Source organism: Serratia sp. GW822-FHT06E05 (assembly GCF_058799445.1).
Map to the genome: position 1 here is coordinate 1,473,717 of NZ_JBXALM010000001.1, position 22,861 is coordinate 1,496,577.

At 55.8% G+C, this 22,861-nt stretch carries 24 protein-coding genes; 17 read left to right on the plus strand and 7 right to left on the minus strand.

The features are described 5' to 3' along the window. Positions 1-88: 88 nt before the first annotated feature. Positions 89-1,018 (minus strand): LysR substrate-binding domain-containing protein, encoded by a 930-nt coding sequence (locus tag AC1RKC_RS06955; RefSeq protein WP_129983942.1) that lies wholly within the window; start codon positions 1,016-1,018, stop codon positions 89-91. A gap of 265 nt (positions 1,019-1,283) precedes the next feature. Here AC1RKC_RS06955 and AC1RKC_RS06960 point away from each other — a divergent pair, with 265 nt between their 5' ends. Further along, positions 1,284-2,438, plus strand: a complete 1,155-nt coding sequence (locus AC1RKC_RS06960; protein WP_261448078.1) for a pyridoxal phosphate-dependent aminotransferase — start codon at positions 1,284-1,286, stop codon at positions 2,436-2,438. Positions 2,439-2,480: 42 nt separating this feature from the next. Then, positions 2,481-3,260 carry an ABC transporter substrate-binding protein gene (locus tag AC1RKC_RS06965; RefSeq protein ID WP_261439879.1) on the plus strand — a complete coding sequence of 260 codons (780 nt, stop codon included), beginning with the start codon at positions 2,481-2,483 and terminating at the stop codon, positions 3,258-3,260. Between the two features lie 36 nt (positions 3,261-3,296). Here AC1RKC_RS06965 and ddlA read toward each other — a convergent pair whose 3' ends face one another. Next, on the minus strand, positions 3,297-4,400 hold the full coding sequence (gene ddlA / locus AC1RKC_RS06970; RefSeq protein ID WP_020825783.1) for a D-alanine--D-alanine ligase: 1,104 nt from the start codon (positions 4,398-4,400) through the stop codon (positions 3,297-3,299). A 167-nt stretch (positions 4,401-4,567) separates the two neighbouring features. Here ddlA and AC1RKC_RS06975 point away from each other — a divergent pair, with 167 nt between their 5' ends. The 6 genes from AC1RKC_RS06975 (at position 4,568) to AC1RKC_RS07000 (ending at position 10,775) form a co-directional block, all read left to right on the plus strand. Continuing rightward, on the plus strand, positions 4,568-4,771 hold the full coding sequence (locus AC1RKC_RS06975; RefSeq protein ID WP_020825782.1) for a ParD-like family protein: 204 nt from the start codon (positions 4,568-4,570) through the stop codon (positions 4,769-4,771). Continuing rightward, positions 4,768-5,562 (plus strand): type I methionyl aminopeptidase, encoded by a 795-nt coding sequence (gene map, locus AC1RKC_RS06980; protein WP_046374205.1) that lies wholly within the window; start codon positions 4,768-4,770, stop codon positions 5,560-5,562. The genes AC1RKC_RS06975 and map overlap by 4 nt, the downstream gene beginning before the upstream one ends. A gap of 119 nt (positions 5,563-5,681) precedes the next feature. Continuing rightward, complete coding sequence (dld, locus tag AC1RKC_RS06985) at positions 5,682-7,400, plus strand: D-lactate dehydrogenase (protein ID WP_020825780.1); 1,719 nt, start codon at positions 5,682-5,684, stop codon at positions 7,398-7,400. A 208-nt stretch (positions 7,401-7,608) separates the two neighbouring features. Beyond that, the gene (locus AC1RKC_RS06990; protein ID WP_260629059.1) at positions 7,609-8,034 is read left to right on the plus strand and encodes a PAS domain-containing protein; all 426 of its coding nucleotides are present in this window, start codon (positions 7,609-7,611) and stop codon (positions 8,032-8,034) included. Positions 8,035-8,039: 5 nt separating this feature from the next. Further along, positions 8,040-9,581 carry a flavodoxin domain-containing protein gene (locus tag AC1RKC_RS06995; RefSeq protein ID WP_420283137.1) on the plus strand — a complete coding sequence of 514 codons (1,542 nt, stop codon included), beginning with the start codon at positions 8,040-8,042 and terminating at the stop codon, positions 9,579-9,581. A 342-nt stretch (positions 9,582-9,923) separates the two neighbouring features. Continuing rightward, positions 9,924-10,775, plus strand: coding sequence for a DMT family transporter (locus tag AC1RKC_RS07000; protein WP_020825777.1), 852 nt, complete (start codon positions 9,924-9,926; stop codon positions 10,773-10,775). 53 nt (positions 10,776-10,828) lie between these two features. Here the strand turns inward: AC1RKC_RS07000 and AC1RKC_RS07005 are convergent, their stop codons facing one another. Then, entirely contained in the window at positions 10,829-11,419 is a 591-nt protein-coding gene (locus tag AC1RKC_RS07005; protein ID WP_020825776.1) for a Yip1 family protein, read from the minus strand. Between the two features lie 204 nt (positions 11,420-11,623). On the opposite strand from AC1RKC_RS07005, the gene AC1RKC_RS07010 reads away from it, so the two are divergent. The 9 genes from AC1RKC_RS07010 (at position 11,624) to AC1RKC_RS07050 (ending at position 19,000) form a co-directional block, all read left to right on the plus strand. Further along, positions 11,624-12,094 carry an acyltransferase gene (locus AC1RKC_RS07010; protein WP_260629061.1) on the plus strand — a complete coding sequence of 157 codons (471 nt, stop codon included), beginning with the start codon at positions 11,624-11,626 and terminating at the stop codon, positions 12,092-12,094. Next, positions 12,091-12,633 carry a GNAT family N-acetyltransferase gene (locus tag AC1RKC_RS07015; protein ID WP_046374208.1) on the plus strand — a complete coding sequence of 181 codons (543 nt, stop codon included), beginning with the start codon at positions 12,091-12,093 and terminating at the stop codon, positions 12,631-12,633. Before AC1RKC_RS07010 ends, AC1RKC_RS07015 begins: the two co-directional genes overlap by 4 nt. Positions 12,634-12,736: 103 nt before the next feature. After that, positions 12,737-13,573, plus strand: a complete 837-nt coding sequence (locus tag AC1RKC_RS07020) for a DUF1460 domain-containing protein (protein ID WP_046374209.1) — start codon at positions 12,737-12,739, stop codon at positions 13,571-13,573. 189 nt (positions 13,574-13,762) lie between these two features. Next, on the plus strand, positions 13,763-14,575 hold the full coding sequence (locus AC1RKC_RS07025; protein WP_020825771.1) for a MetQ/NlpA family lipoprotein: 813 nt from the start codon (positions 13,763-13,765) through the stop codon (positions 14,573-14,575). Between the two features lie 347 nt (positions 14,576-14,922). Continuing rightward, a complete protein-coding gene (locus tag AC1RKC_RS07030; RefSeq protein ID WP_104410908.1) occupies positions 14,923-15,537 on the plus strand; it encodes a 2OG-Fe dioxygenase family protein in 615 nt (204 codons plus the stop codon). Further along, the gene (locus AC1RKC_RS07035) at positions 15,534-16,763 is read left to right on the plus strand and encodes a cysteine desulfurase-like protein (protein ID WP_261286615.1); all 1,230 of its coding nucleotides are present in this window, start codon (positions 15,534-15,536) and stop codon (positions 16,761-16,763) included. The genes AC1RKC_RS07030 and AC1RKC_RS07035 overlap by 4 nt, the downstream gene beginning before the upstream one ends. Positions 16,764-17,051: 288 nt before the next feature. Then, complete coding sequence (locus AC1RKC_RS07040; RefSeq protein ID WP_020825768.1) at positions 17,052-18,077, plus strand: MerR family transcriptional regulator; 1,026 nt, start codon at positions 17,052-17,054, stop codon at positions 18,075-18,077. Between the two features lie 199 nt (positions 18,078-18,276). Further along, positions 18,277-18,858, plus strand: a complete 582-nt coding sequence (locus AC1RKC_RS07045; RefSeq protein ID WP_048761301.1) for a GNAT family N-acetyltransferase — start codon at positions 18,277-18,279, stop codon at positions 18,856-18,858. Positions 18,859-18,916: 58 nt separating this feature from the next. Beyond that, complete coding sequence (locus AC1RKC_RS07050; protein ID WP_020825765.1) at positions 18,917-19,000, plus strand: small membrane protein YohP; 84 nt, start codon at positions 18,917-18,919, stop codon at positions 18,998-19,000. 31 nt (positions 19,001-19,031) lie between these two features. On the opposite strand, the gene AC1RKC_RS07055 is transcribed toward AC1RKC_RS07050, so the two are convergent. The 4 genes from AC1RKC_RS07055 to AC1RKC_RS07070 all read right to left on the minus strand — a co-directional run bounded on the left by AC1RKC_RS07055 (position 19,032) and on the right by AC1RKC_RS07070 (position 22,807). Next, complete coding sequence (locus AC1RKC_RS07055; protein WP_046374213.1) at positions 19,032-19,952, minus strand: DUF808 domain-containing protein; 921 nt, start codon at positions 19,950-19,952, stop codon at positions 19,032-19,034. Positions 19,953-20,210: 258 nt separating this feature from the next. Further along, positions 20,211-20,708, minus strand: coding sequence for a GlcG/HbpS family heme-binding protein (locus tag AC1RKC_RS07060; protein ID WP_048761298.1), 498 nt, complete (start codon positions 20,706-20,708; stop codon positions 20,211-20,213). Positions 20,709-20,867: 159 nt separating this feature from the next. Continuing rightward, complete coding sequence (locus AC1RKC_RS07065; protein ID WP_020825762.1) at positions 20,868-21,488, minus strand: response regulator transcription factor; 621 nt, start codon at positions 21,486-21,488, stop codon at positions 20,868-20,870. Next, a complete protein-coding gene (locus AC1RKC_RS07070; protein WP_048761294.1) occupies positions 21,488-22,807 on the minus strand; it encodes a sensor histidine kinase in 1,320 nt (439 codons plus the stop codon). Before AC1RKC_RS07070 ends, AC1RKC_RS07065 begins: the two co-directional genes overlap by 1 nt. Between the last annotated feature and the right edge of the window lie 54 nt (positions 22,808-22,861).

Sequence of the window (22,861 nt, forward strand, 5' to 3'; positions counted from 1 at the left end):
GCAGACCGCGGCGGAGATGATTAATCGATGTGAAAAGGCAGTGTGCCATACTCCTTTTCACCGCAGAAATACTTTGTAATGTTAAAGGTTACAAGCTATTAGCGCAGGCCGGGCGATAGTTTTTCAGCCGGGAGCGACTTTGCGCCGCCTCATCGTCCAGGAAATCCACCAGCGTAGTTAATGCCAGCGGTTGCACTGCTCGTTCAGGATAGACCAGATAGTAAGCCGCACCGCTGAGCACGCTGAGTGGGAACGGCGTAACGATACGCTGCGCCTGAATGTCTTCCTCCAGCAAACATAAATCCCCGATGGCGATGCCAAAACCCTGCAGTGCCGCACTCATCGCCAGATCGAGCGTATCGAAATGCTGCGCCTTACCGGAAGGCAGCGTTTCCTGCCCCGCCGCCTTTAGCCACAGCAGCCAGTCGCGGCGATCGCGCGTGGGATGTAACAGCGTTTTCTCCGCCAGATCGGCCGGCGTTGGCGGGCGGGATAAATCGGGCAGGTAAGTCGGCGTGCAGACCGGCGTGAGAATTTCATCGAACAGATGATGCGCCGTCAGTTTTTTGCCCTGCGGCTGGCCGAACACCACCGCGGCATCGAAGTGTTCCGCAGCGAAATCCAGCCCGTGCGATACCGAAGCGGTCAGCTCAATATGCATTTCCGGTCGCTCGTTTTGAAGCCGGATAATACGCGGCAACACCCAGCGCATGGCACAGGTCGGGCACTTGATCCGCAAGGTCCCCGGCTGCGCCCCGATTCTGCTCAGCGCCTCGTCCAACTGTCCCAGGGCTTGCTGCACCGGGGCCAACAGCATGGCTCCCTGCGGCGTCAACGTCAGGCCACGCGCGCGTCGGCTAAACAACGGATAACCCAGATGCTGTTCCAGCCCCAGTATTTGCCGGCTGACCGCGCCCTGCGTCAGGTGCAGGCTCTGGGCGGCGTGAGTGAAATTAAGACGCTGGGCCACCACCAAAAAGGTTTTCAATACGTCGAGCGACGGCAGTGATGACGACATGGCGAGTTCCTTGATATCCCCTGAAATTCCAAGAATTCCCCCAAATAATTGGAACGACATCAAGGCGGCCAGTGAACGCAACCCGATGAGCTGACATGAGTCAGTGATTCGGGTAAGTAAGCGCAGCCAACGCCGAGATCGTTTCAAGAATGAAGAGGAATCAGTCATGATCTGAGTGCATGGCAAGTATGACAAACTTTCCCTTGTTGGCCTACCGTCATTGATGCTTAATCAAGCGATATCCCCCAATTCCCTGGAGCCACTCATGCAGAGCGCATGCGCACAACGCTCGAAGTTGCCGGACGTCGGCACCACTATTTTTACCGTTATCGGCCAGCTCAGCGCCGAACACCAGGCCCTGAATCTGTCGCAGGGCGCGCCAAACTTCGCCTGTGAACCGCAATTGGTTGAGGCAGTGTCGCAAGCCATGCGTGCAGGACATAACCAGTACGCGCCGATGAGCGGCGTGGCAGCATTGCGTATCGCGCTGGCGGATAAAGTTGAACGTTTATATGGCGCACGCTATGACGCTGACGAAGAAATCACGGTCATTGCCAGCGCCAGCGAAGGGTTGTATTCCGCCATCAGCGCACTGGTGCACCCTGGCGATGAGGTGATCTATTTTGAACCGGCGTTCGACAGCTATGCGCCGATCGTGCGTCTGCAGGGCGCCACTCCGGTGGCGATTAAACTGTCGCTGGAAGATCTGCATATTGACTGGGATGAGGTCGCTGCGGCCATCAACAGCAAAACGCGGATGATCATCATCAACAGCCCGCACAACCCAACGGGCAGCGTATTCGGTGAACATGATATCGAACGGTTGACCGCCCTGACTCGCAATACCGACATCGTCATTCTGTCCGACGAAGTTTACGAACACGTGGTGTTCGACGGCGATATTCATCACAGCATGGCACGCCACCCGCAGCTGGCCGAACGCAGCGTGATCGTTTCGTCGTTTGGCAAAACCTATCACGTCACCGGCTGGCGCGTCGGTTACTGCATGGCACCGGCGGCGCTGATGGACGAGATCCGCAAGGTACACCAGTTTATGGTGTTTTCCGCCGATACCCCGATGCAGTACGCCTTCGCCGAAGCCTTGGCTAACCCGCAAAGTTATTTAGGGCTGGCGGCTTTCTACCAGCAGAAACGCGACCTGCTGGCGAACGCCCTGCAAGATTCGCGCTTTGAATTACTGCCCAGCCGTGGCAGTTTCTTTATGCTGGCCCGCTTTAGCGGTTTCAGCAGCGAAAGCGACAACGATTTTGCGGTGCGTCTGATCCGCGAAGCCAAAGTCGCCACTATCCCGCTGTCGGCGTTCTACAGCGACGGCACCAATACCGGCATTATTCGACTGAGTTTTTCAAAAGATAACCAGACCCTGCTGGAGGGCGCACGCCGTCTGTGTCAGGTGTAATGCATTCACTTTTGCTTTGACCATGGGAAAAGGGCTCTGAATATGAAATCACTGAAAACGTTGATCGCCGCAGGCTGCCTGCTGGCCGCCGGTTCCTCGCTGGCGGCGGAAAACACCTTGCGTTTTGGCCTGGAAGCGCTGTACCCACCGTTTGAATCCAAATCTGCCAGCGGTCAGCTCGTCGGTTTTGATATCGATCTGGGCAATGCCGTTTGCGCCGCCGCCCAGTTGAAATGCAGCTGGGTTGAAACCTCTTTCGACAGCCTGATCCCGGCGCTGAAGGCGCGCAAGTTTGACGCCATCAACTCGGCGATGAACGTCACCGATCAGCGTCGCCAGGCCATCGACTTCACCGATTCAATCTATCAGGTACCGAACCGCCTGATAGCCAAGGCCGACAGCGGCCTGTTGCCGAACGCCACCTCGCTGGCAGGCAAACACGTCGGCGTGCTGCAAGGCTCGATTCAGGAGACTTATGCCAAGGCTCACTGGGCGCCGCAGGGCGTGGACGTGGTGTCTTATCAGGATCAGAACCAGGCCTATCTGGACCTGACCGCCGGGCGTCTCGACGCCACGCTGGTGATGGCCCCGTCGGGACAAAGCGGCTTCCTGGCGCACCCGGACGGTAAGGGCTTTGCCTTCGTCGGCGATGCGGTCAGCGACGACAAAATCCTTGGCGAGGGCATTGCTTTCGGCCTGCGTAAAGGCGATGAGGCGCTGAAGAAAAAACTGAATGAAGCGATCGTCAAAGTGAAGCAGCAAGGCATGGTGAGCGAGCTGGCGAAGAAATATTTTGGCGATATTGACGTAACGGTGAAGTAAAAATCAGGGGCGAAAATCGCTTCGCCCCTGACTGTTTTAGCGATCGAATACCGAACTGTTCAACGCACGATCCTGCTGATGGCGCTCCAGCGCCAGCTCAATCAGACGGGTAATCAGTTGGCTATAGCTGATGCCGCTGGCGGCCCACAGTTTGGGATACATGCTGATATTGGTGAAGCCCGGCAGCGTGTTGATCTCGTTGATCACCACGTTGTTGTCTGGCGTCAGGAACACGTCCACGCGCGCCAAACCGAAACATTCCAGCGCCCGGAAGGCTTTCAGCGCCACCTCACGGATTTTGTCGCTCACCTCCGGCGTAATCGCCGCCGGTACCACGACCTGAGCGCCCTGCTCGTTGATGTATTTGGTGTCGTACGAATAGAAGGCGTCGCTCAGCACGATTTCGCCACACAGGCTGGCCTGCGGATCATCATTGCCCAGCACCGCACACTCGATTTCGCGGCCGACAATCGCCGACTCCACCAGCACCTTGTGATCGAAACTGAACGCCAGCGCCACTGCGGCCTCATAGCCGGCGCGATCCTGCACCTTGCTGACGCCCACCGAAGAACCCTGGTTAGCCGGTTTAACAAACAGCGGCAGCCCCAGGCGTTCGCTAAGCTGTTCAAACGTGAATTTGGCGCGGTTGCTGCGCGTCAGGGTTACAAAGGGCGCGACCGCCAGCCCGGCATCACGCAGCAGGCGTTTGGTGACGTCTTTGTCCATGCTGACCGCAGACCCCAACACGCCAGCGCCGACGAACGGCAAATTCGCCATCCGCAGTAGCCCCTGCAATGAACCGTCTTCCCCCAGCGTGCCGTGCACTATCGGGAACACCACGTCGAGCTGGCCCAGCGCACCGGCGCTGCCTGACTCGATCAACTGCTGTTTTTCCTGACCGGGGATCAGCGCTACATTTTTATTTGAGCGGTTCAACGCAATCAGCGCCGGGTTTTCCGCATTCAGCAGGTAGTTGGATGCATCGTTGATGTGCCAATGCCCCTGCTTGTCTATCCCCAGCAATGTGACGTCAAACTTCTCTTTGTCTATGGCATCCACAATGTTTTTTGCCGACTGCAGTGAAACCTCATGCTCCGCCGATTTACCGCCGAAGATCACCCCAACACGTAATTTGGTCACGCCCTAATCCTTCTGAAAAATCATGGCAAAAAAGTCGTTTATCACAATAAACGCATTGCCCCGTGGCAGCAATCGTTGCAACCCGGAAAATGACCACCCCACGGAATGCCAAATTGCGACCATCCAAAACGTATACACTTCGTATATTACTCACTGAGGAGCAGCCTATGGGCATTGTGAAAATTTCAGACGCGCTGCATGACGATCTGCGCCTCGCCAGCCTGACGATGACGCGTTCGATCAACGCGCAGGCAGAATACTGGATCAAGATCGGCATGCTGGCGGAGTTCCATCCGGAACTGACCTACCCCCAACTGGTAAAAAAAATGATGAAAGATAACGCGATGACGTTAAAGGAGATTGTCGGGTGAAACAGATTGTGATCAAAACACCGGAAGAGATTGTCAAAATGCGTCACTCTGGCGCGCTGCTGGCAAAGGTGTTTGCTATGCTCGATGAGGTGATAGTCGAAGGTATCTCCACGATGGAGATTAACGACCGCGCCGAAGCCTTTATCGTTGATGAGCTGAAATCGCGCCCGTCTACAAAAGGACAGTACGGTTTTCCCTATGTGCTCAATACCTCGATTGACGAAGTGATCTGTCACGGCGTTCCGTCGGTCAGCAAAATACTGCGCTCCGGCATGATCGTTAACGTCGACATTACGCTGGAACACGACGGTTATATTGCCGACTCCAGTAAAATGTACTGCATTGGGCAGATCACGCCGCTGGCCAAACGGCTGGTGAATAACGTGTATGAGTCGATGTGGCAAGGCATCCGCGTGGTGAAACCGGGCGCGACGCTGGGGGATATCGGCCATGCAATTCAACAGCATGCAGAACAGGCCGGATACAGCATCGTGCGGGAGTACTGCGGCCACGGTATCGGCCGCGAGATGCACGAAGAGCCGGCGGTAATGCACTTTGGCAAACCGGGTACCGGAATGGTGCTGCAGGAAGGCATGGTGTTTACCATCGAGCCGATGATCAATCAGGGCGACCACCGCATCAAGCAAAAGAAAGACGGTTGGACAGTGGTTACGCGTGACAAAAAGCTGTCTGCCCAGTGGGAGCACACCGTGGCGGTCACCGCCGACGGCGTGGAAATCCTGACGCTGCGCGACGAAGAGCGCCAGGCTGGTTACAAAGAACGATACTAAGTTATTAAGCCATTAAGCTACCAAGTTAATGACTTACTAAATTAATCACCTCATGGATTTCACCGGGCAATCGACAAGGCTGCCCGGTGGAAAACGACGGGGACGACAGGGAGATCGGCATGACGCAGTCCACCAGCGCCACCAACCAGGCGTTTCTCAGTAAGCTCAAAAGCATCGTCGGTGGCCCGCAGCTGCTGACCGGTGAACGCAGCACCGAACGTTACCGCAAGGGCTTCCGCTCCGGCGAGGGCCAGGCGCTGGCGGTGGTGTTCCCGACACGCCTGCTGCAGTTGTGGCAGTTGCTTGAGGCCTGCGTCGCCGCCGATAAAATCGTCATCATGCAGGCGGCGAACACCGGTCTGACCGAAGGTTCAACGCCCAGTGGCAACGACTATGACCGTGATATCGTCATTATCAGCACCCTGCGGCTCAACCATGTGCAGGTGCTGGACAATGGCAAACAGGTGGTCGGCTTCCCCGGCAGTACGCTCAACCAGTTGGAAAAATTGCTCAAGCCTTATGGCCGCGAACCGCATTCGGTAATTGGCTCGTCCTGCATCGGCGCTTCGGTGATCGGCGGCGTATGCAACAACTCCGGCGGTTCACTGGTCAAACGCGGCCCTGCCTATACCGAGATGGCGCTTTATGCCCAACTGGGTGAAGACGGTCAGTTGCGTCTGGTTAACCATCTGGGCATTAACCTCGGGGACACGCCGGAAGAGATCCTTACCCGCCTGGAGAAAGGCGACTACCGGCCGGAAGATGTCGAGCACGGCGAACTGCGTGCCTCCGACAATGAATACGCCAGCCGCGTACGCGACGTTGATGCCGATACGCCCTCCCGTTTTAACGCCGACAAGCGCCGCCTGTACGAAGCCTCCGGCTGCGCAGGCAAGCTAGCGGTATTTGCCGTGCGGCTGGACACCTTCGAGAAAGAAGGCAAAGAGCAGGTGTTTTACATCGGGACCAACGACACCGCCGTACTGACCGAACTGCGCCGCCACATGCTAAGCAAGTTTGACAACCTGCCGGTTGCCGGCGAATACATGCATCGGGATATTTTTGATATCGCCGAAGTGTACGGCAAAGACACCTTTATGATGATCGATAAGCTCGGCACCGATCAGATGCCGACCTTCTTCACTCTGAAAGGCCGCATGGACGCCAGCCTCAACAAGCTGCCGTTGCTGCCACATAACCTGACCGACCGCCTGATGCAGGGCCTGAGCCATCTGGCGCCCAGCCACCTGCCTAAACGCATGAAAGAGTATCGCGAGCGCTTTGAACACCACCTGCTGCTGAAAATGGCCGGGCCGGGCGTCGAAGAGGCGCAGCAGTACCTGAGCCAATACTTTGCTCAGGCCAACGGAGCGTTCTTCGTCTGCACCCCGGATGAAGGCAAGAAAGCTTTCCTGCACCGCTTTGCCGCCGCCGGAGCCGCGGTACGTTACCATGCGGTGCACGCCGACAAGGTCGAGGATATTTTGGCGCTGGATATCGCGCTGCGCCGCAACGACACCGACTGGTTCGAAACCCTGCCGCCGGAAATCGACAGCCAACTAGTGCACAAGCTGTATTACGGCCACTTTATGTGTCACGTCTTCCATCAGGATTATGTGGTGAAAAAAGGCGTCGACAGCCATGCGCTCAAGGAAAAGATGTTGGAGATCCTCAACCAACGCGGCGCGGAGTACCCGGCGGAACATAACGTCGGCCATCTGTACACCGCCAAGCCGGATCTGCAGGCGTTCTACCGCAGCGCCGATCCCACCAACAGCTTTAACCCCGGTTTGGGCAAAACCAGCAAGCGGAAGCACTGGGCCGGTAACGGTCAATAACCTTCTTCCCTCCGGCTCGCCGCTCTACGGGCGAGCCCTCCTTCAAGATGCTTCCCTCTTTTGCAATCTTAAAGATGCATTTTTATTGCAACTTTAAAGTCTGCTGATTATTATGCGGTGTAAATAAGAATCAATAACAAATTTGTCATGACGGATACGTGACATCTGCCGTGACGTTCACCGCAAAATTAATGAGAAGGAACCTACCATGAGCCAGCCCCTCAATTCCGCCCAACTGCTGTCTGCACTGGACAAAGTGATGGTGATCTCCACCACCGACCTGCAAGGCACCATCACCTATGTCAACGACCTGTTTTGCCAGCTCACCGGCTTTACCCGGGAAGAATTGGTGGGGCAACCCCACAACATCGTGCGTCACCCTTCCGTCCCCAAGGCCATCTATAAAGAGATGTGGGATACCATTAAAGCCGGAAATATCTGGACCGGCATCATTCCCAACGTTGGCAAGGGTGGCGTGCTGTATGTGGTCGACACCACCGTGCAACCGCTCTATGACGCTCAGGGCAAAATCGAGGCCTACATCAGTATCCGCCGTGTGATCAACGATCTGATGACCGATTTCGACTCCGTCGAATTCTCCAAAGAACAGTTCGACAACCACTACGATAAGTAAGAAACATGGCCGATATCATCGAACGTATCCTGATTGGCTACGGTTCGGAATCGGGCAAAGCCCAGGCGCTGGCTACGCGCTTGGGCGAGTTACCTTTTCTGCACCCTTACGCCCCCACCCTATTGACCCTTAACGAAATTTCACCGGCAGACCTGGGGAAGGGCGACCTATTGCTCATCGTATCCAGTTCGTTTGGCGACGGGGAGCCGCCCGCCAACGCCGAGCTTTTTTTCGACGCTCTGGCACATACGCCAAACCTCACGCACCTGCGCTACGCCATTTTCGGTTTGGGTGACACGGCTTACCCGCATTTTTGCGGTTTCACGCAATGGCTTGACGCCGGGTTGTCCGAACGCGGCGCGCAGGCCATCGTCAACCGCGTTGATGCCGACGTAAACTTCGAGAGCTTTTTCACCACCTGGTCAGCCGTAGTGGAACAGGTGATTGCGGGGGATTGGCAGTCCGGTCGCGATCTGCATCTGCGCGTCACCGCCTATGGCGAGGACAACGCTTTTGCCGCCGGCTTGCTGGAGCGCCGTTCGCTCAGTGCCCGCGCGCCGCATGCCTGGCATCTTCGTCTGGATATCAGCGGCAGCGGCATCGCCTACCGGGCAGGCGATACGCTCTACCTGTTGCCGGAAAACGACGAGGATTTACTGCTTCGTCTGTCAGCCTGGTTCGACCGGCCGGAGGCCGCAGAGGCGCTGCGCCGCCGGGAACTGCGCCAAATAAGCAAAGCGATATTGCGCGAACTGGCACAGCTTGCCGGTAGCGAAGACCTTAAGGGGATGCTGAAAATCCGCCAGCGCAAAGCGCTGGAAGCCTACCTGTACGGCGCCGATCTGCTGGACGTGCTGCAAGAGTTTTGCACGCCGCAGTCGGTCACTTTGGATGATCTACTAACGCTGCTCCCTGCCTGCTTACCGCGCGCCTATTCGATCGCTTCGGCTGCGCGAGAAGACAGCCTGGATTTGTGCGTTCGCGAGGTTCGCTACGAGCGTAATGGGCGCATCCGAAACGGCACGGCCACCGGCTGGTTGCTCGATAACCCAGGCCCCTTCCGTGTCTTCTGCCGCGCCAATCCCAACTTCTACCTGCCATCCGATCCGCAAACTCCCGTGCTGTTCATCGGCACCGGTAGCGGTATCGCCCCGTTGATAGGCTTGCTGCGTGAAATGGCGATCGACGGCGGACAGCGAGAAACCGCCTTAATCTTCGGCGAAAAACGCCGTGACGAAGACTTCCTATACCGCGAAGAGCTTGAGTCACTGTGCAAGAATGGCGTACTGAATCGGCTCATTACCGCGTTTTCCCGCGATGGTGCCGCCAAATACTACGTGCAGCACGCGATCGAAGAACATGCCGATTACGTGAGGGAGCTGTTGCTTAAGGGGGCACACCTCTACCTGTGCGGCAACCGACAGTATCTTGAAACCGCCGTCGCGCAGGCGCTGGAAAAGGCCTGTGCTCCAGGGGACGAAACCGCGACGGACAGCCTGTGGCAAAGGCTGACGCAACAAGGGCGTCTGCATCTGGAGCTGTACTGAGAACGGTTGCGGAGTGCGCCGTTTTTAGGTTGCGCCCTCCGCCAAACTTGACTATCTTGAAGAGGTTAATCACTCCCTGTATTCAGGAATATCCATGACAGAGTTTGCGCACGCTACCGATCCAGAAAACACGCCGCTTGCGGCCGTCGTTCTGCTGTGCGCATCCTCAGCCCCACCCGCCCTTTTCTCTGTCGTTACCGCGGTAGCCGCTTACCCACCACACGCCGTGGTTGTGCGTTAAGCCAAACCGAATTTCTCACCTCCAGCTTTCCTTGCTTTGCGCTCAGGCGTAGAACGCCGCGCGTGCTGGAGCTTGTTATTTTCACGACAGGTGAAAACAAAATGCGATTGATTTCTCACTGGGCCAACGTCGGCTTGGCTACGCTATTCGTTCTGCTCTGGAGCAGCGGCGCAATTTTCTCGCGCTGGGGGTTGGAGCATGCTTCCGCCTTCGCTTTTCTCTTCTTTCGTTGCGCCATCGCACTGGCGCTGCTGTTGGCTATCGGCCTGTGGCAACGGCAGTGCTTGCCGGCTCCGGGCACCCGTCTTCGGGTGGCGCTGATCGGTCTGCTGATGATCGGCAGCTATCAGATTTGTTATTTGCTGGCGCTGGAACAGGGCATTACCCCCGGCGTATTGGCGACGCTGCTCGGCGTTCAGCCGATACTCACCCAGTTCATTACCGAACGCCGCTGCTCAGGGTTGCGCGGCTTGGGCCTGCTGCTGGCGATGGCCGGACTGACGCTGGTGGTGTATCAAAGCCTGATGATTGCCCACTTCTCACTGGTCGGTATGCTGTGCGCCTTTATCGCGCTGGGCTGCATAACCGCCGGGACTTTGCTGCAAAAAGGGCTTAGCCAACCGCCGCTGGCGGTATTACCGCTGCAGTATGCAGTTGGGCTGCTGATGTGTTCGCTGGTGCTGCCGTTTGAACCGCTGCGGGTCGATTGGAGCCTGGCATTTGTTCTGCCGCTGCTGTGGATGGCGGTGGTGATTTCGGTGTTGGCCACCTTCCTGCTGTACCGGCTGATCCAGCGCGGCAATCTGGTGCAGGTCACCAGCCTGTTTTATCTGATCCCGGCGGTAACCGCCCTGCTGGACTATCTGCTGCTCGGCCACGCGCTGGCGGCCATCAGCATGCTGGGCATGGCAGCCATTCTGCTCGGGGTGATGCTGGTGTTTCGCCAACCTTAAATAGCAAAAGCCCCTCACGCCAGGCCGGCGTGAGGAGCTAACACTCAATCACTTCAGAACAACCAGGAACCATACCCCCACAGCAGCACCGTAACCCCAAGCAATAACTCAAGCAGCAGGATGCCGATGGCAAAGGTAGAGCTGGAGAAAATAAAACCTTCTTTACTGTCGATATTCAGGAAGTGAGGTATGCCCAGGTTCAGCAGATAGCCTGAATAACACAGGCCAATCACGCCGACAAACAGACACAACCACACGACGGGATATAACGCCACGATGCCGCTGAGGAACATCGGGGTGGCGACATAACCGGCGAACACCATGCAACGATGCAAGCTGGGACGAACCTCATAACGGCGCGCCATCCAGTGGATCACTTTCCCCATGATAGCTACGCCTGCCAGCATCAGCAGGTAAAACGCGACCGCCGTATAGGAAGCCGTAAACATATCGAGCCGGATAGCGTGCCCTTCGCCGGAAAGCCAGCCCAGCTGGGTGGTACCGATAAACGCGCAGATCACCGGGATCAACGCCAGCAACAGCACGTGGTGGGTGTAAAGGTGCGAGACGCTTTCGTTCTCGCTTTTAATGTGTTCGAACTCGGTGCTTGGATGCGCCAGAAGTCCCCAAACATGATTAACCATGAGACACCTCCTCCATCGCCGTAGGTCGCGATCGGCGAACGAATTTACCCCTCTGACGGATTGCTAACCGTGCGAGGATTGCGGCCACGGGGCTCTCTCCCCTGTACTAATTATAGTCTTTCGCTGAAAAAACGTTCAGAAAGCGCAGACGCGGCGGCAGTTTGTTTTATAATTCCCGCCTGCTTATCCGCCGTGAGGAATGCCATGTCATCCGCCATCAAGATTCGCCAGGTCGGCATCGTCGATGTCGACGCCGGGCAAAATGTCACCGTCGTAGAGCCCTGTAATCTGTACGGCTGCCGACTCGGTGACGGGGTGTTCGTCGGCCCCTTTGTCGAAATCCAAAAAAACGTCAGCATTGGCGCCCGCAGTAAAATCCAGTCTCACAGCTTTATCTGCGAATATGTCACCATCGGCGAGGACTGTTTTATCGGCCACAACGTGACCTTCGCCAACGATCTGTTCAAAGACGGCACCCCCAATGCCGATCCGGCAAGCTGGGGCCGCACGCGGATTGGCGACGGCGTCTCCATCGGGTCCGGCGCCACGGTACTGGCGGTGGAAATCTGCAGCGGAGTGGTGATCGGCGCCGGTGCGGTGGTCACCAAAAACATCACCCGCAAGGGGATCTACGCCGGCAATCCAGCCCGCCTGCTAAAGGAACTGACCCCATGAGCGAAGCGATTCAAATTACCCCGGTGACCCAGTTGCCCGACGGATACTTGACCGGCTGCGACTTCAGCTTTCAGATTGCCCACTACGCCCAGCCGATTTTCAACGCGCCGATTGACAGCTGGCCGCTGCTGCCGGTGACGCCGTTTCGCAAGCACTACCCGCTGGCACCGTTCGTCAATGATGAAAGCGAAACCTTTCTGGCGCGTCATCGCGGGGAGGCGGTCGGCCATATCACGCTGAGCAATAACTGGAATGGCTATGCGCTCATCGAGGAGATTGTCGTCAGTGCTCATGTGCGCCGACTCGGCGTCGCCACGGCGCTGCTGGAGAGCGCACGGCTCTGGGCGCAACGTCACGAAACCGCCGGGCTGATGCTGGAAACGCAAAACACCAATTTGCCTGCCTGCCGCTGCTACCAGCGCTTTGGGTTTATCCTCGGCGGCATCGATCATCTGCTGTATCGTGCTCAACCTGATATTCCCGATCACGAAATTGCCCTGTTTTGGTATTTGCCGTTTAACAGCGAAATCGGGTATTAAGCGATCGCCGAACGTTGAGGCTATGTTTAAACATTAACCATCCTGGCCATGGTGAGAACTGTTATCATTTCTACGATCACGAGCCGAACCATTGGAGGGTAAAATGTACAAGGTAGTTTCAATGATATTGGCTATTGCGCTTAGCGGTTGTGCAGATAAAATTCCGGTCGGGCAAACACCTGAACCCATCACTACCCCACCTGCAGATCTCAAGGCCAGCATGGACAACGACACGTTAAACAAACTCAATGAGCTTCTCGCCCTGCGCGCCAAGGCAACGCCCGAACAACGGCAGGATAACGGCCGCATGATCGACCTGCTGTCGCGACCTTTCCTCGGTACGCCCTACGTCGCCAACCGGCTGATTGGCTCGCAGACTACGCCGGAAGAACTGGTGATCGACTTCCGCGGTCTGGATTGCTTCACCTACATCGATTATGTCGATGCGCTGCGCCAGGCCAACAGCCAGGCTGACTTTGTACAGCGGCTGATTCAAATCCGCTATGCCAATGGCGATATCAGCTTCCTGAAGCGTAAACACTTCTTCACCGACTGGTCGCATCAGGCCAAAACCAACGTAACGGACGTTACAGCCACGCTCAGCCCGCATACCGTGACGCTGGTGAAAAACCTCAATCAAAAATCAGACGGCAGCAGCTATCTGCCAGGGCTGAAAAACGTTCGACGCAGCATTACCTACCTGCCCAGCGAGGCGATTGACGACAAGGTTCTGGCCCGGTTGCACACCGGTGATTACATCGGTATTTATACCAACCTGGCCGGTCTGGACGTCACCCATACCGGTATCTATATCATGACCGAAAACGGCCCAGTATTGCGCAATGCCTCGTCGCGTAAAGAGAATATGCAGGTGGTGGACTCGCCGTTTATGGAGTACGTCCAGGCTACGCCAGGCATCGTGGTGCTGCGCGCCAAATAACATTCCCCTCCCCCTTCTGGCTTTGCGCTTGCCGCTAACGGCGTAGCGTTTTGCAAGAGGGGGATTTAAAACTTCCCGTTATGAGCTATAAGCGTTTGTGCTGAGCAAGCGTTTGACTTCCCCGCAGGTTCAGGCTTAGCTAGCAGCACAAAACCAACTGATTTCATTGTTTTTTTCAGGGAGCACTCGATGACCAAAAGCTGGCGTTATACCCCTCTGCTGGCGGCGTTTGCCGCGGTGCTGGCACTGCAGGGCTGTGAACAGAAAACCGATCAGAATCACATCAAGGTAGGGGTCATCAACGGCGCGGAACAGGACGTAGCGGAAGTCGCCAAGCAGGTGGCGAAAGAGAAGTACGGCCTGGATGTTGAACTGGTCGGTTTCAGCGGTTCATTGCTGCCCAATGACGCCACCGACAAAGGTGAACTGGATGCCAACGTTTTCCAACACCGGCCATTCCTCGAACAACAGAATAAAGATCACGGCTACAAACTGGTGGCGGTAGGCAATACCTTCGTGTTCCCGATGGCCGGCTATTCGAAAAAAATCAAATCGCTGAAAGAGCTGCAGGACGGCGCGGTTATCGCTATTCCGCTGGATCCCACCAACCTCGGCCGTGCGCTGCTGCTGCTGGAAAAAACTGGCCTGATTAAGCTGAAACCGGGCAAGGGGCTATTGCCGACCTCACTGGATATCAGCGCCAACCCGCATAACTACAAGATTATGGAGCTGGAAGGCGCACAGCTGCCACAGCTGCTGGATGATCCGAAAGTCACCGTGGCAATCATCAGCACCACCTACATTAATCAAACTGGCCTGACGCCAACCAAAGACGGCATTTTCATCGAAGACAAGGATTCGCCGTACACCAACATCATCGTGACGCGTGAAGACAACAAGGACGCGCCGAACGTACAAAACTTCATCAAAGCCTACGAGTCGGATGAAGTGGCCAAAGCCGCCGAAAAGATCTTTAACGGCGGTGCGGTCAAAGGCTGGTAAAACAGCGCTCCACTGGCGAGCACCTGTGCAGGTGCTCGCACTTTTAATCTCTCCCCAAGTTCAGTACCCCGACCATCGCCGCGCTCGGTCCGGCAGCCAGCCAAAACCATTCCGCAGCTCATTACAGCCCCGAACGCCAGCCTCACCGCACCGGGTAAACCATTGGCCGCGCAACACCCAACATTCTCTGCGTTCATCCCCGTTTACAGCCACATTTGCGGGGCGACGGCCAAAAATTGCTTTGGCAAACGTGTCGACTACAATTCAATCGAAATACCTCCCTACAAAGTCATCATTCAATAATATTAGAGGTGATTATGTTACAGAAACACGAAAACGTAATAAGTATGACTACGCTTAGCCGTCAGGCCACCCAACAATTAACGCCGTCGTTTTCTGCATTGCCCCATACGCAACACGCTGACGGAAAATACCGCTTACGGCGCTATTCGGTAGTCAAACATCTCAATGGCCATGTGGTAGAGGTTGGCCAACGCAATTTCGTGCAGTCCGATGAGATCAATCACTTCCAGGGCAACGTGGTACGCCATTTTGAACCCATTGATAGCGACGTGTTGCAAAGCGCCGGCATGGATGAAATGTGTAATCTGTTCGCGGAAAGTAATGACTTACCCGAAGGCGCGGAGATAGAAATTCACCAGATGCGCGTGGTCGCCATTCATAATGAAACGCAGGTCGCGCCGGAAGGGATCCATCAGGATGGTTTTGATCATATCGCGATGATTGCTATTCATCGGCAGAATATTGTCGGCGGCGAAATCATGTTATACGCCGATAATCACCAGCCTCCCTTCTTTAAAAAAGCGCTGGCGGACGGCGAAGCCGTTTTACTGGCGGACAGCAAGTTATGGCATAACGCCACGCCGATCAGCGCCATTGTCCCGGAAGAAGAAGGACACCTGGATATCTTTGTCCTGACTGCCCGCGGAGAAAAAGCATGACCTTTACGCCCGAACTCGCCAGAGCCCAGTTTAGCGCGCTGACCCAGCATTATAACGATCAACCAGTGATCTTCTTCGATGGCCCTGGTGGGTCTCAGGTTTCACGAGGCGTACTGGAAAAAATGACGGACTACCTGGGGAAATATAACGCCAATCTGGGCGGGCACTATTTTTCCAGCCACGTGACCGGCGAAGTGATGAATAATGCCAGGGAGTCGGTGCGCGCCTTATTAAACGCGCCGACGCCCGATAACATCATTTTTGGCATGAATATGACCTCGTTGACATTCCATCTCAGCCGAATCATTAGCCGTCACTGGCAGGCCGGCGATGAGATTATCGTCACCGAACTGGATCACTACGCCAATGTCTCCAGTTGGCAACAGGCGGCAAACGATAAACAAGTCACCGTGCATCAAATCCCCCTGCAACAAGCAGACTGTTCTTTGGATGTTGCCCGACTGTGCGAACTGATCACCGCTAAAACCCGTCTGGTGGCGGTGACCTACGCGTCCAACGTTACCGGCAGCATCGTCGATATAAAAACCATCACCGAAGCCGCTCACCGGGTCGGCGCTCAGGTTTATGTCGATGCCGTGCACTATGCCCCACACAATCTGATCGATGTGCAGGCATTGGGCTGTGATTTTTTAGTGTGCTCCGCCTATAAATTCTTTGGTCCGCACATCGGCATGGCCTATATCGCGCCGCAGTGGTTACAGCGGCTGCAACCCTATAAAGTCGAACCGGCTACCGACGTGGGGCCAGGACGTTTTGAGACGGGTACTCAGAGTTTTGAAGGGCTGGCAGGAGTCACGGCAGCCGTTGACTACCTGGCGCAATGGGGAACGCCCGGCGCGTCCTTAAGGCAGCGGTTGCAGGAAAGTTTTGCCGACTACCATCGCCATGAAGAGAACCTGTGCCGCTATTTTTTGCAGCGCTTACAGCAAATAGACGATGTGCAACTGTACGGTTCCCCTCAGGCGGATTGCCAACGCCGCACGCCCACCTTTGCACTGACCTTTAAGCGACATGCCCCCGAACAGATTGCGCGCCGATTAGGCCGGCACAATATCTGCGTCGGCAGCGGGCACTTCTATGCGCAAGGCTTAATCCAACGGCTGAACCTGCAAGACAGCGGCGGCGTATTGCGCATTGGAATGATGCATTACAACACCCTGCAGGAAATCGACACGTTGTTTGAGCTGCTCGTTAGCGAAAGGTAGCAGCACATAGATCCACAAAGCCCAGCCCCCTGGCTGGGCTCATACGGCTGACACCCCTGCATATGGGTTAAGTCGGTAGGGGTCGAACATGTTCACCCGATTTAATCTGTTGATTATGTAATAGGGCGCAGCATGCAGTGCCCCTACTACGAAACAACAGAGCACTTTGCTAATGTTCCCTAAGGCAAACGCCCTCCTCCGTTGCCAAAAATATCCTTAACTCCGCTATTGACCCTCACGCTACGTCAGGTTTTAGTATCCCGGAACGCACAAGGGAGGAGCACACCGATGTTATTGAAAGTGGGCGAACTGGCCCGCCGTTCCGGCATTACCGTCCGGACGCTGCATTATTACGACAGCATTGGCTTGCTGGTTCCTTCTGCGCGTTCCGACGCCGGGTATCGGTTATACAACCGGGCTGACATCACTCGCTTGCACCACATTCAGGCATTGCGCCGAATGGGCGTCTCGTTGGCAGAGGTCGGGGCAATTTTGGCGCGTTCGGGGATGGCGCTCACTTCGGTGATAGAACAGCAAATCGTCATGCTGGAGCGGCAGTTGGAACAGACCGCCGCGCTGCGCGATCGTCTGCAGCATATGCATGCTCAGCTCACCGCCGGAGACGAACCGGAACTGAACGACTGGCTGACTACGTTGGAGTTAATGACCATGTACGATAAATATTTTACCGCAGACGAACTGGCCCAATTGCCTTTCTATCAGGCCGACCCGAGCCGCAATCAGGAGTGGGCCGAGTTGGTCAGCAGCATGCGCCAGTTGATCGATGGCGGCGTTGAACCGCAAGCGTTGCAGGCTCAGGCGCTGGCGCGTCGTTGGATGCTGATGCTGGAACGCGATACGGCGCGTAATCCGGCGTTTCTCACCCGACTCAACGCCATGCACGCCGATGAGCCCGCGATACGCGAACAAACCGGCATTACCCCGGCTATGACCGACTATGTGACTCGGGCATTCGCCGAAACCAAGCTGTCAATCTACCAAAAATACCTGTCGGCGGAAGAATACGCCCATGTGCGCCAGCACTACTTTACCCGCCTGCAGGAATGGCCGGCACTGATCGCCCAGTTCCATCAGGCGCTGAATGAGGGCATACCGCCAGAGTCAGCGCGGGCAAAACAGCTGGCAGCCCAATGGCTTGAACTGTTCCAGTCCTACGCCGGTCCCCATCCGGCCACCCAGATGAAAATCCGCCAGGCCATGGAGCAGGAACCGACGCTGACGGAAGGCACCTGGCTGACCCCGCCGCTATTACGCTACCTGCAGCAGGCGGTGGCGCACTTCATGCGCGGCTAGCCCGGGGTTATTCCCCCGTCCGAATGCTGCTCGCAGCGGCTCCCGGCGCATGGCGAAGATCGTCATGCGCCATTTTTTCGTTTCGCGGATGGGTATAACTTTTTTTTATCTTCAGCATAAGAAAGCCCAATTTTCCTTGTCGCCAGGCGCGGCGCATAATGCGCTTATCTTCTGATTTCCAAGGTAAACATGAATCACTATGCCCCACACCGCTCCGCTGATCCTCACCGACGCTACGCCGGACGACATAGCCGCCATCCAACAGATTTACGCCCATCACGTGTTATTCGGCGCCGCTTCGTTTGAAGAAACGCCCCCCACGCAGGAAGAAATGCGACAGCGGCTGGGCAAAGTGCAAGAGGCCGGGCTGCCCTGGCTGGTGGCCAAGCGGGATCATCTCGTCGTGGGCTACTGTTACGCCACGCCTTATCGACCGCGTCCAGCCTATCGATTCACCGTGGAAGAATCGGTATATATCGCCGAAGGGCAACAGGGTCAGGGCATCGGCAAAGCGTTACTGATTGAGCTGATTGCCCGCTGCGAGCAGGGGCCGTGGCGCCAAATGTTGGCTGTCGTCGGCAATGCCGGGGAAAACCATGGCTCGCTGGCTTTGCATCAAAAACTGGGGTTTGGCAGCGTGGGGACGCTAAAGGCGGTAGGGTTTAAATTGGGTAAGTGGCGCGACACCCACATCATGCAGCGTGCGTTAGGCGAAGGTGGCGACAATCCCCCTGATGGGCTTGCAGCGAGCAATTTGCGAATTATCGACTACAGTAAATAATGATTTCATCAGGTTAGCGAAAACTCGCGCCGTCATTCAAATCAATTGGGAGAGACGAATGAAAATCATTCTGTGGATTGTCGCTATTATCTTTATCGTTGGCCTGCTCACCATCACCGGCGTGTTCAAGCTGATCTTTTAAATGACCCCGCGCCGAGAGGCGCGGGATTAGCTTAGGCCTTTAAACGTCCCCGGATCGCCCCCAGAGCCGAAACCACCAGCAGGACTACGCCGCCGGCAACCAGACCAAACACCACGTTGAGCAAGGCGGGAATCACGCCCTGCAGGATCTGACCGAAGGTAGGCACCACGGTGGCGTACGACGCCCAGTCCTCAAACAAATGATGCACCGGCGGCAAGCCATGGGTCAGGATACCGCCCCCGACCATAAACATGGCGATGGTGCCGACTACCGACAGGGTCTTCATCAGATAAGGTGCCGCACTGACAATACCGCTGCCGATTGAGCGGGCCAGCGCACTGCTTTTACGGCTCAGATACAACCCCAGGTCGTCGAGTTTGACGATGCCGGCCACGATGCCGTAAACCCCCACCGTCATCACAATCGCGATACCGCACAGCACAATCACCTGCTGGCTGAAGGTCGCCCCGGCCACGGTGCCCAGAGTAATGGCAATAATTTCGGCCGACAGCACAAAATCGGTGCGGATAGCTCCTTTCACCTTGCGTTGTTCATAGGCCGCCACGTCTTCATTGGCGTTCAGCGCTTCTTTATTCTCTTCCCCATCCTGTTTTTTGTGGGTCAGGCTGTGGAACACCTTCTCGAACCCTTCGTAACACAGGTAAGCCCCACCCACCATCAGCAGCGGCGTGATCGCCCAAGGGGCAAATGCGCTGATCAGCAACGCCAGCGGCACCAGGATCGCCTTGTTGATAAACGAGCCCTTGGCCACGCTCCACACCACCGGCAGCTCGCGATCGGCCTTTACGCCGGTGACCTGCTGCGCGTTAAGTGCCAGATCGTCTCCCAATACCCCGGCGGTTTTTTTCGCCGCCATCTTGGTCATCAGCGAGACGTCGTCCAGCAGTGAGGCAATATCGTCGATTAAAGTCAGTAAGCTACTTCCAGCCAAAGTGGTTCATCCTTTTCATATTCACGAGTCACGATCTCTTCGTCGAGATTCATACTACAACATTAATGATTGTCGATTTGCTAATGAATATTTTAGTGGAGAAATAACGATTGGGAGGAGAGACGGGGGATAAACAGGAAGTATTGCTGGATGATTGCCCAGGAGGTTGCAGCAAATCATCCAGTGGGTAAAAGCGTATAGCCGTGCCGGTCATCAGGTTAACGCGCCCTAAGAAGCGGCGGTAACCGTTAAAAAAGATCACCCGGCATTCAGGCTACTCTGGTTATTTTTCAAGGCTTCCAGCGCGCACTGCTGATCAAGATCCCCGCCCGGTGCCCCACCAATGCCAATGGCACCGATGACCACGTCCCCAGATTTCACCGGTACGCCGCCCGCCAGCAACAAGAAGCCCGGGATATCGCGCAGGTTTGCCGCCCCTGGGTTAGCCTGAGCATTCTTCATCACGTTTTCCGTCGGGTTTTTGGTGCTGAGGGCGGTAAACGCCTTCATGCGACTGGCTTCGATCGTATGCGGACCGGCGTTATCCATTTTCTTGATGACAAGCGGGGTACCGGCGCGATCGACCAGCGTAACGGCGACGTTATAGTTTTTCGCACTGCAGGTCTGAATAGCGCTCTGAGCCAGTTTATCGGCCAGGTCGAGGGAAAGGTTTTTTTCACTGAGAACGCCGCCGGCCATGCTGGCGAACGACGTCACGCTGCTGAGTAAAATGATGCTTGAAATGATGATTTTCATACTGGCTTGCTCCTTGCTTGTCCCTTGTGGATATCAGGAATAGTAAAAGGTGCAGCCGCAGCACACTATTGGCGTGATTACCTACGCGATTAAGTAATTTTACCTAGAATGCCCTTGGGACGGGACTTGCGCCCCATTTTCATCAATAACAAAGCGTTTTTACATTTTTTTCAGCAGCGCCAGCTCGCCATATTCGTTCATCAGTTTGGGCAAAGAATTGACGTCCAGCTTGGCGAAGATATTGGCCCGGTGGGCCTCCACAGTGCGCGGAGACAGTGCAAAAACGCGAGCGATCTCCTTGCTCGAATTCCCCTGCATAATGTGCTCAAAAATATCCTGTTCGCGAGCAGTCAACGTAGCCAGCCGGTGTTGCATCAGGCGTATTTTTTGTTGCCGCTCCTGCAAGTTCTGCTGCTGTTCCAATGCGCTGCCGACCACTTCGAACAGTAAATCGGCGTCGATCGGTTTGGTCAGGAATTCGAAGGCGCCGTTTTTGAAGGCCCGGCGGCATAAATCAATGTTCGCGTGCCCGGTCATGATGATCACCGGGATCGCCAACCCTTGCCGTTGCCATTCCTCCAACAGCGTCAGCCCGGTTTTGCCCGGCATCCTGATATCCAGCAGCAGACAGCCGGTTAAGCCATGCAGCTCACCGACGCCTTGCTGAAACGCCAGCGCACTGCTGTAAGTACGGGTTTGCCAACCGACGGTACCCAGCAAGGCGCTAAGCGAGGAGAGAATGGCCGGTTCGTCGTCAATAAGGTAAATGGTTTGGTTCATCATCTCTCCTCAGGGTGTATCGGTAACCAGAGTCGGAAGCAGGCCCCTTGCCCGACAATATTCGTCGCTTCGATGGTGCCGTTAAGACGTTGGATCAGCGTATCCGTCAAGGCCATCCCCAATCCTATACCCTGGGCGCGCGTGGTGAAAAACGGCATAAATACATGCTGCAGAGCCTGTTCCGATAGCCCTGGGCCACCGTCAGTCAGGGTTAAAGCAATCCCCTCGTCGGTCGCCGTGGCTGCCAGGTTGATCCAAGCCGTCCCGACAGCATTATTTTCTTGCGCCTGAATCGCATTGCTGGCGATGTTGTGCAGAATTTGCTCTATCCACAGCGGCGGAGCAAACAGCCTGGGCAAATTGTCAGGAATGCTGCTGTTAATTTTGACTTTATTGCCCCGAATTTCATTGTCCAACAGCGTCCTCACCCGGGCCCAGAGTGCGCCCAGCGCGACGGGTTGATAATCGACTCGCTCACTGGTCAGCTTCTGACGAAATTGCTGCAGTAATGCGTCGGTGCGCTTGATTTGAACCACGGCGGCCTCAAGCAACTGCGGCAGTTGTTCGGTGTGCTGTTGCCGAACCAGACGCAAGGCCGTTTGGTTGTAACTCAAAATCGCGGTGAGGGGCTGGTTAAGTTCATGCACGATACCGGCGGTCAGTTCGCCCAGGGTATTGAGCCGTGTGATTTCGGCGTAATGGGCACGCAGATCGGCGATATCTCGCCGCCGACGGTTGGTTCGATATTGGTTAATAAAGTAAAGCACCAGTCCCCAGAACAATGCAGGAGACAGGATCAGGGGCCAGGGCAGCGTAGCCCAGTTCGGATCGTCACCGGCGGCCAGCACAAAAGGCTGCGACTGGCTGGCTATCACCTTTTCCCATTGCCAATAGTAGGAAGCCTGCGCCGCCCCGCGCTCAAATAAGGTCTGACCGTTCCAACGCACCACCAGGTGCCGGAAGCCGTTTTCTCCCACCAATTCGTTCATCAATTGGTTCAGATCGATCAACAACGACTGGTTACCGGCATTGAGCCAGTAGCGCCCATTTTGTTCCACTACGATGAGCCGTCGCGGTTCAATACCAGGATGAGAACGCCAATGGATGATTTGCGGAAAGATCCTCTGCACTTCCCGGCTGTATTGGCTGGCCGGCAATAGCGGAATGATGGCGTCGTGCTGTGAAAGCTTCACCGTCACGTCGCGATAAAGTATACGAAAATCAGCGCTTTTCTCTTCGTACTGCTGCTGCAAAAAATAGGCTGTCAGCCCGCCGCTGGAGAGCAGAGCCAACGCTAACCAGCCCATTATCTTGAACATACCCATCCATCCCTGCGCAAATTTTCTGAACGCTTAAATACCATAAAAGAGCGG

What these genes read in the sequence shown, in the direction of transcription:
- AC1RKC_RS07065 (WP_020825762.1), bottom strand. Translation starts at nt 21,488, where the DNA reads ATGAACCAAACCATTTACCTTATTGACGACGAACCGGCCATTCTCTCC.
- AC1RKC_RS06990 (WP_260629059.1), top strand. Translation starts at nt 7,609, where the DNA reads ATGAGCCAGCCCCTCAATTCCGCCCAACTGCTGTCTGCACTGGACAAA.
- AC1RKC_RS07025 (WP_020825771.1), top strand. Translation starts at nt 13,763, where the DNA reads ATGACCAAAAGCTGGCGTTATACCCCTCTGCTGGCGGCGTTTGCCGCG.
- AC1RKC_RS07020 (WP_046374209.1), top strand. Translation starts at nt 12,737, where the DNA reads ATGTACAAGGTAGTTTCAATGATATTGGCTATTGCGCTTAGCGGTTGT.
- AC1RKC_RS07035 (WP_261286615.1), top strand. Translation starts at nt 15,534, where the DNA reads ATGACCTTTACGCCCGAACTCGCCAGAGCCCAGTTTAGCGCGCTGACC.
- AC1RKC_RS07060 (WP_048761298.1), bottom strand. Translation starts at nt 20,708, where the DNA reads ATGAAAATCATCATTTCAAGCATCATTTTACTCAGCAGCGTGACGTCG.
- AC1RKC_RS06955 (WP_129983942.1), bottom strand. Translation starts at nt 1,018, where the DNA reads ATGTCGTCATCACTGCCGTCGCTCGACGTATTGAAAACCTTTTTGGTG.
- AC1RKC_RS07010 (WP_260629061.1), top strand. Translation starts at nt 11,624, where the DNA reads ATGTCATCCGCCATCAAGATTCGCCAGGTCGGCATCGTCGATGTCGAC.
- AC1RKC_RS07070 (WP_048761294.1), bottom strand. Translation starts at nt 22,807, where the DNA reads ATGTTCAAGATAATGGGCTGGTTAGCGTTGGCTCTGCTCTCCAGCGGC.
- dld (WP_020825780.1), top strand. Translation starts at nt 5,682, where the DNA reads ATGACGCAGTCCACCAGCGCCACCAACCAGGCGTTTCTCAGTAAGCTC.
- AC1RKC_RS07030 (WP_104410908.1), top strand. Translation starts at nt 14,923, where the DNA reads ATGACTACGCTTAGCCGTCAGGCCACCCAACAATTAACGCCGTCGTTT.
- AC1RKC_RS07045 (WP_048761301.1), top strand. Translation starts at nt 18,277, where the DNA reads ATGCCCCACACCGCTCCGCTGATCCTCACCGACGCTACGCCGGACGAC.
- AC1RKC_RS06960 (WP_261448078.1), top strand. Translation starts at nt 1,284, where the DNA reads ATGCAGAGCGCATGCGCACAACGCTCGAAGTTGCCGGACGTCGGCACC.
- AC1RKC_RS07040 (WP_020825768.1), top strand. Translation starts at nt 17,052, where the DNA reads ATGTTATTGAAAGTGGGCGAACTGGCCCGCCGTTCCGGCATTACCGTC.
- AC1RKC_RS06995 (WP_420283137.1), top strand. Translation starts at nt 8,040, where the DNA reads ATGGCCGATATCATCGAACGTATCCTGATTGGCTACGGTTCGGAATCG.
- AC1RKC_RS06965 (WP_261439879.1), top strand. Translation starts at nt 2,481, where the DNA reads ATGAAATCACTGAAAACGTTGATCGCCGCAGGCTGCCTGCTGGCCGCC.
- AC1RKC_RS07015 (WP_046374208.1), top strand. Translation starts at nt 12,091, where the DNA reads ATGAGCGAAGCGATTCAAATTACCCCGGTGACCCAGTTGCCCGACGGA.
- AC1RKC_RS06975 (WP_020825782.1), top strand. Translation starts at nt 4,568, where the DNA reads ATGGGCATTGTGAAAATTTCAGACGCGCTGCATGACGATCTGCGCCTC.
- AC1RKC_RS07000 (WP_020825777.1), top strand. Translation starts at nt 9,924, where the DNA reads ATGCGATTGATTTCTCACTGGGCCAACGTCGGCTTGGCTACGCTATTC.
- AC1RKC_RS07005 (WP_020825776.1), bottom strand. Translation starts at nt 11,419, where the DNA reads ATGGTTAATCATGTTTGGGGACTTCTGGCGCATCCAAGCACCGAGTTC.
- AC1RKC_RS07050 (WP_020825765.1), top strand. Translation starts at nt 18,917, where the DNA reads ATGAAAATCATTCTGTGGATTGTCGCTATTATCTTTATCGTTGGCCTG.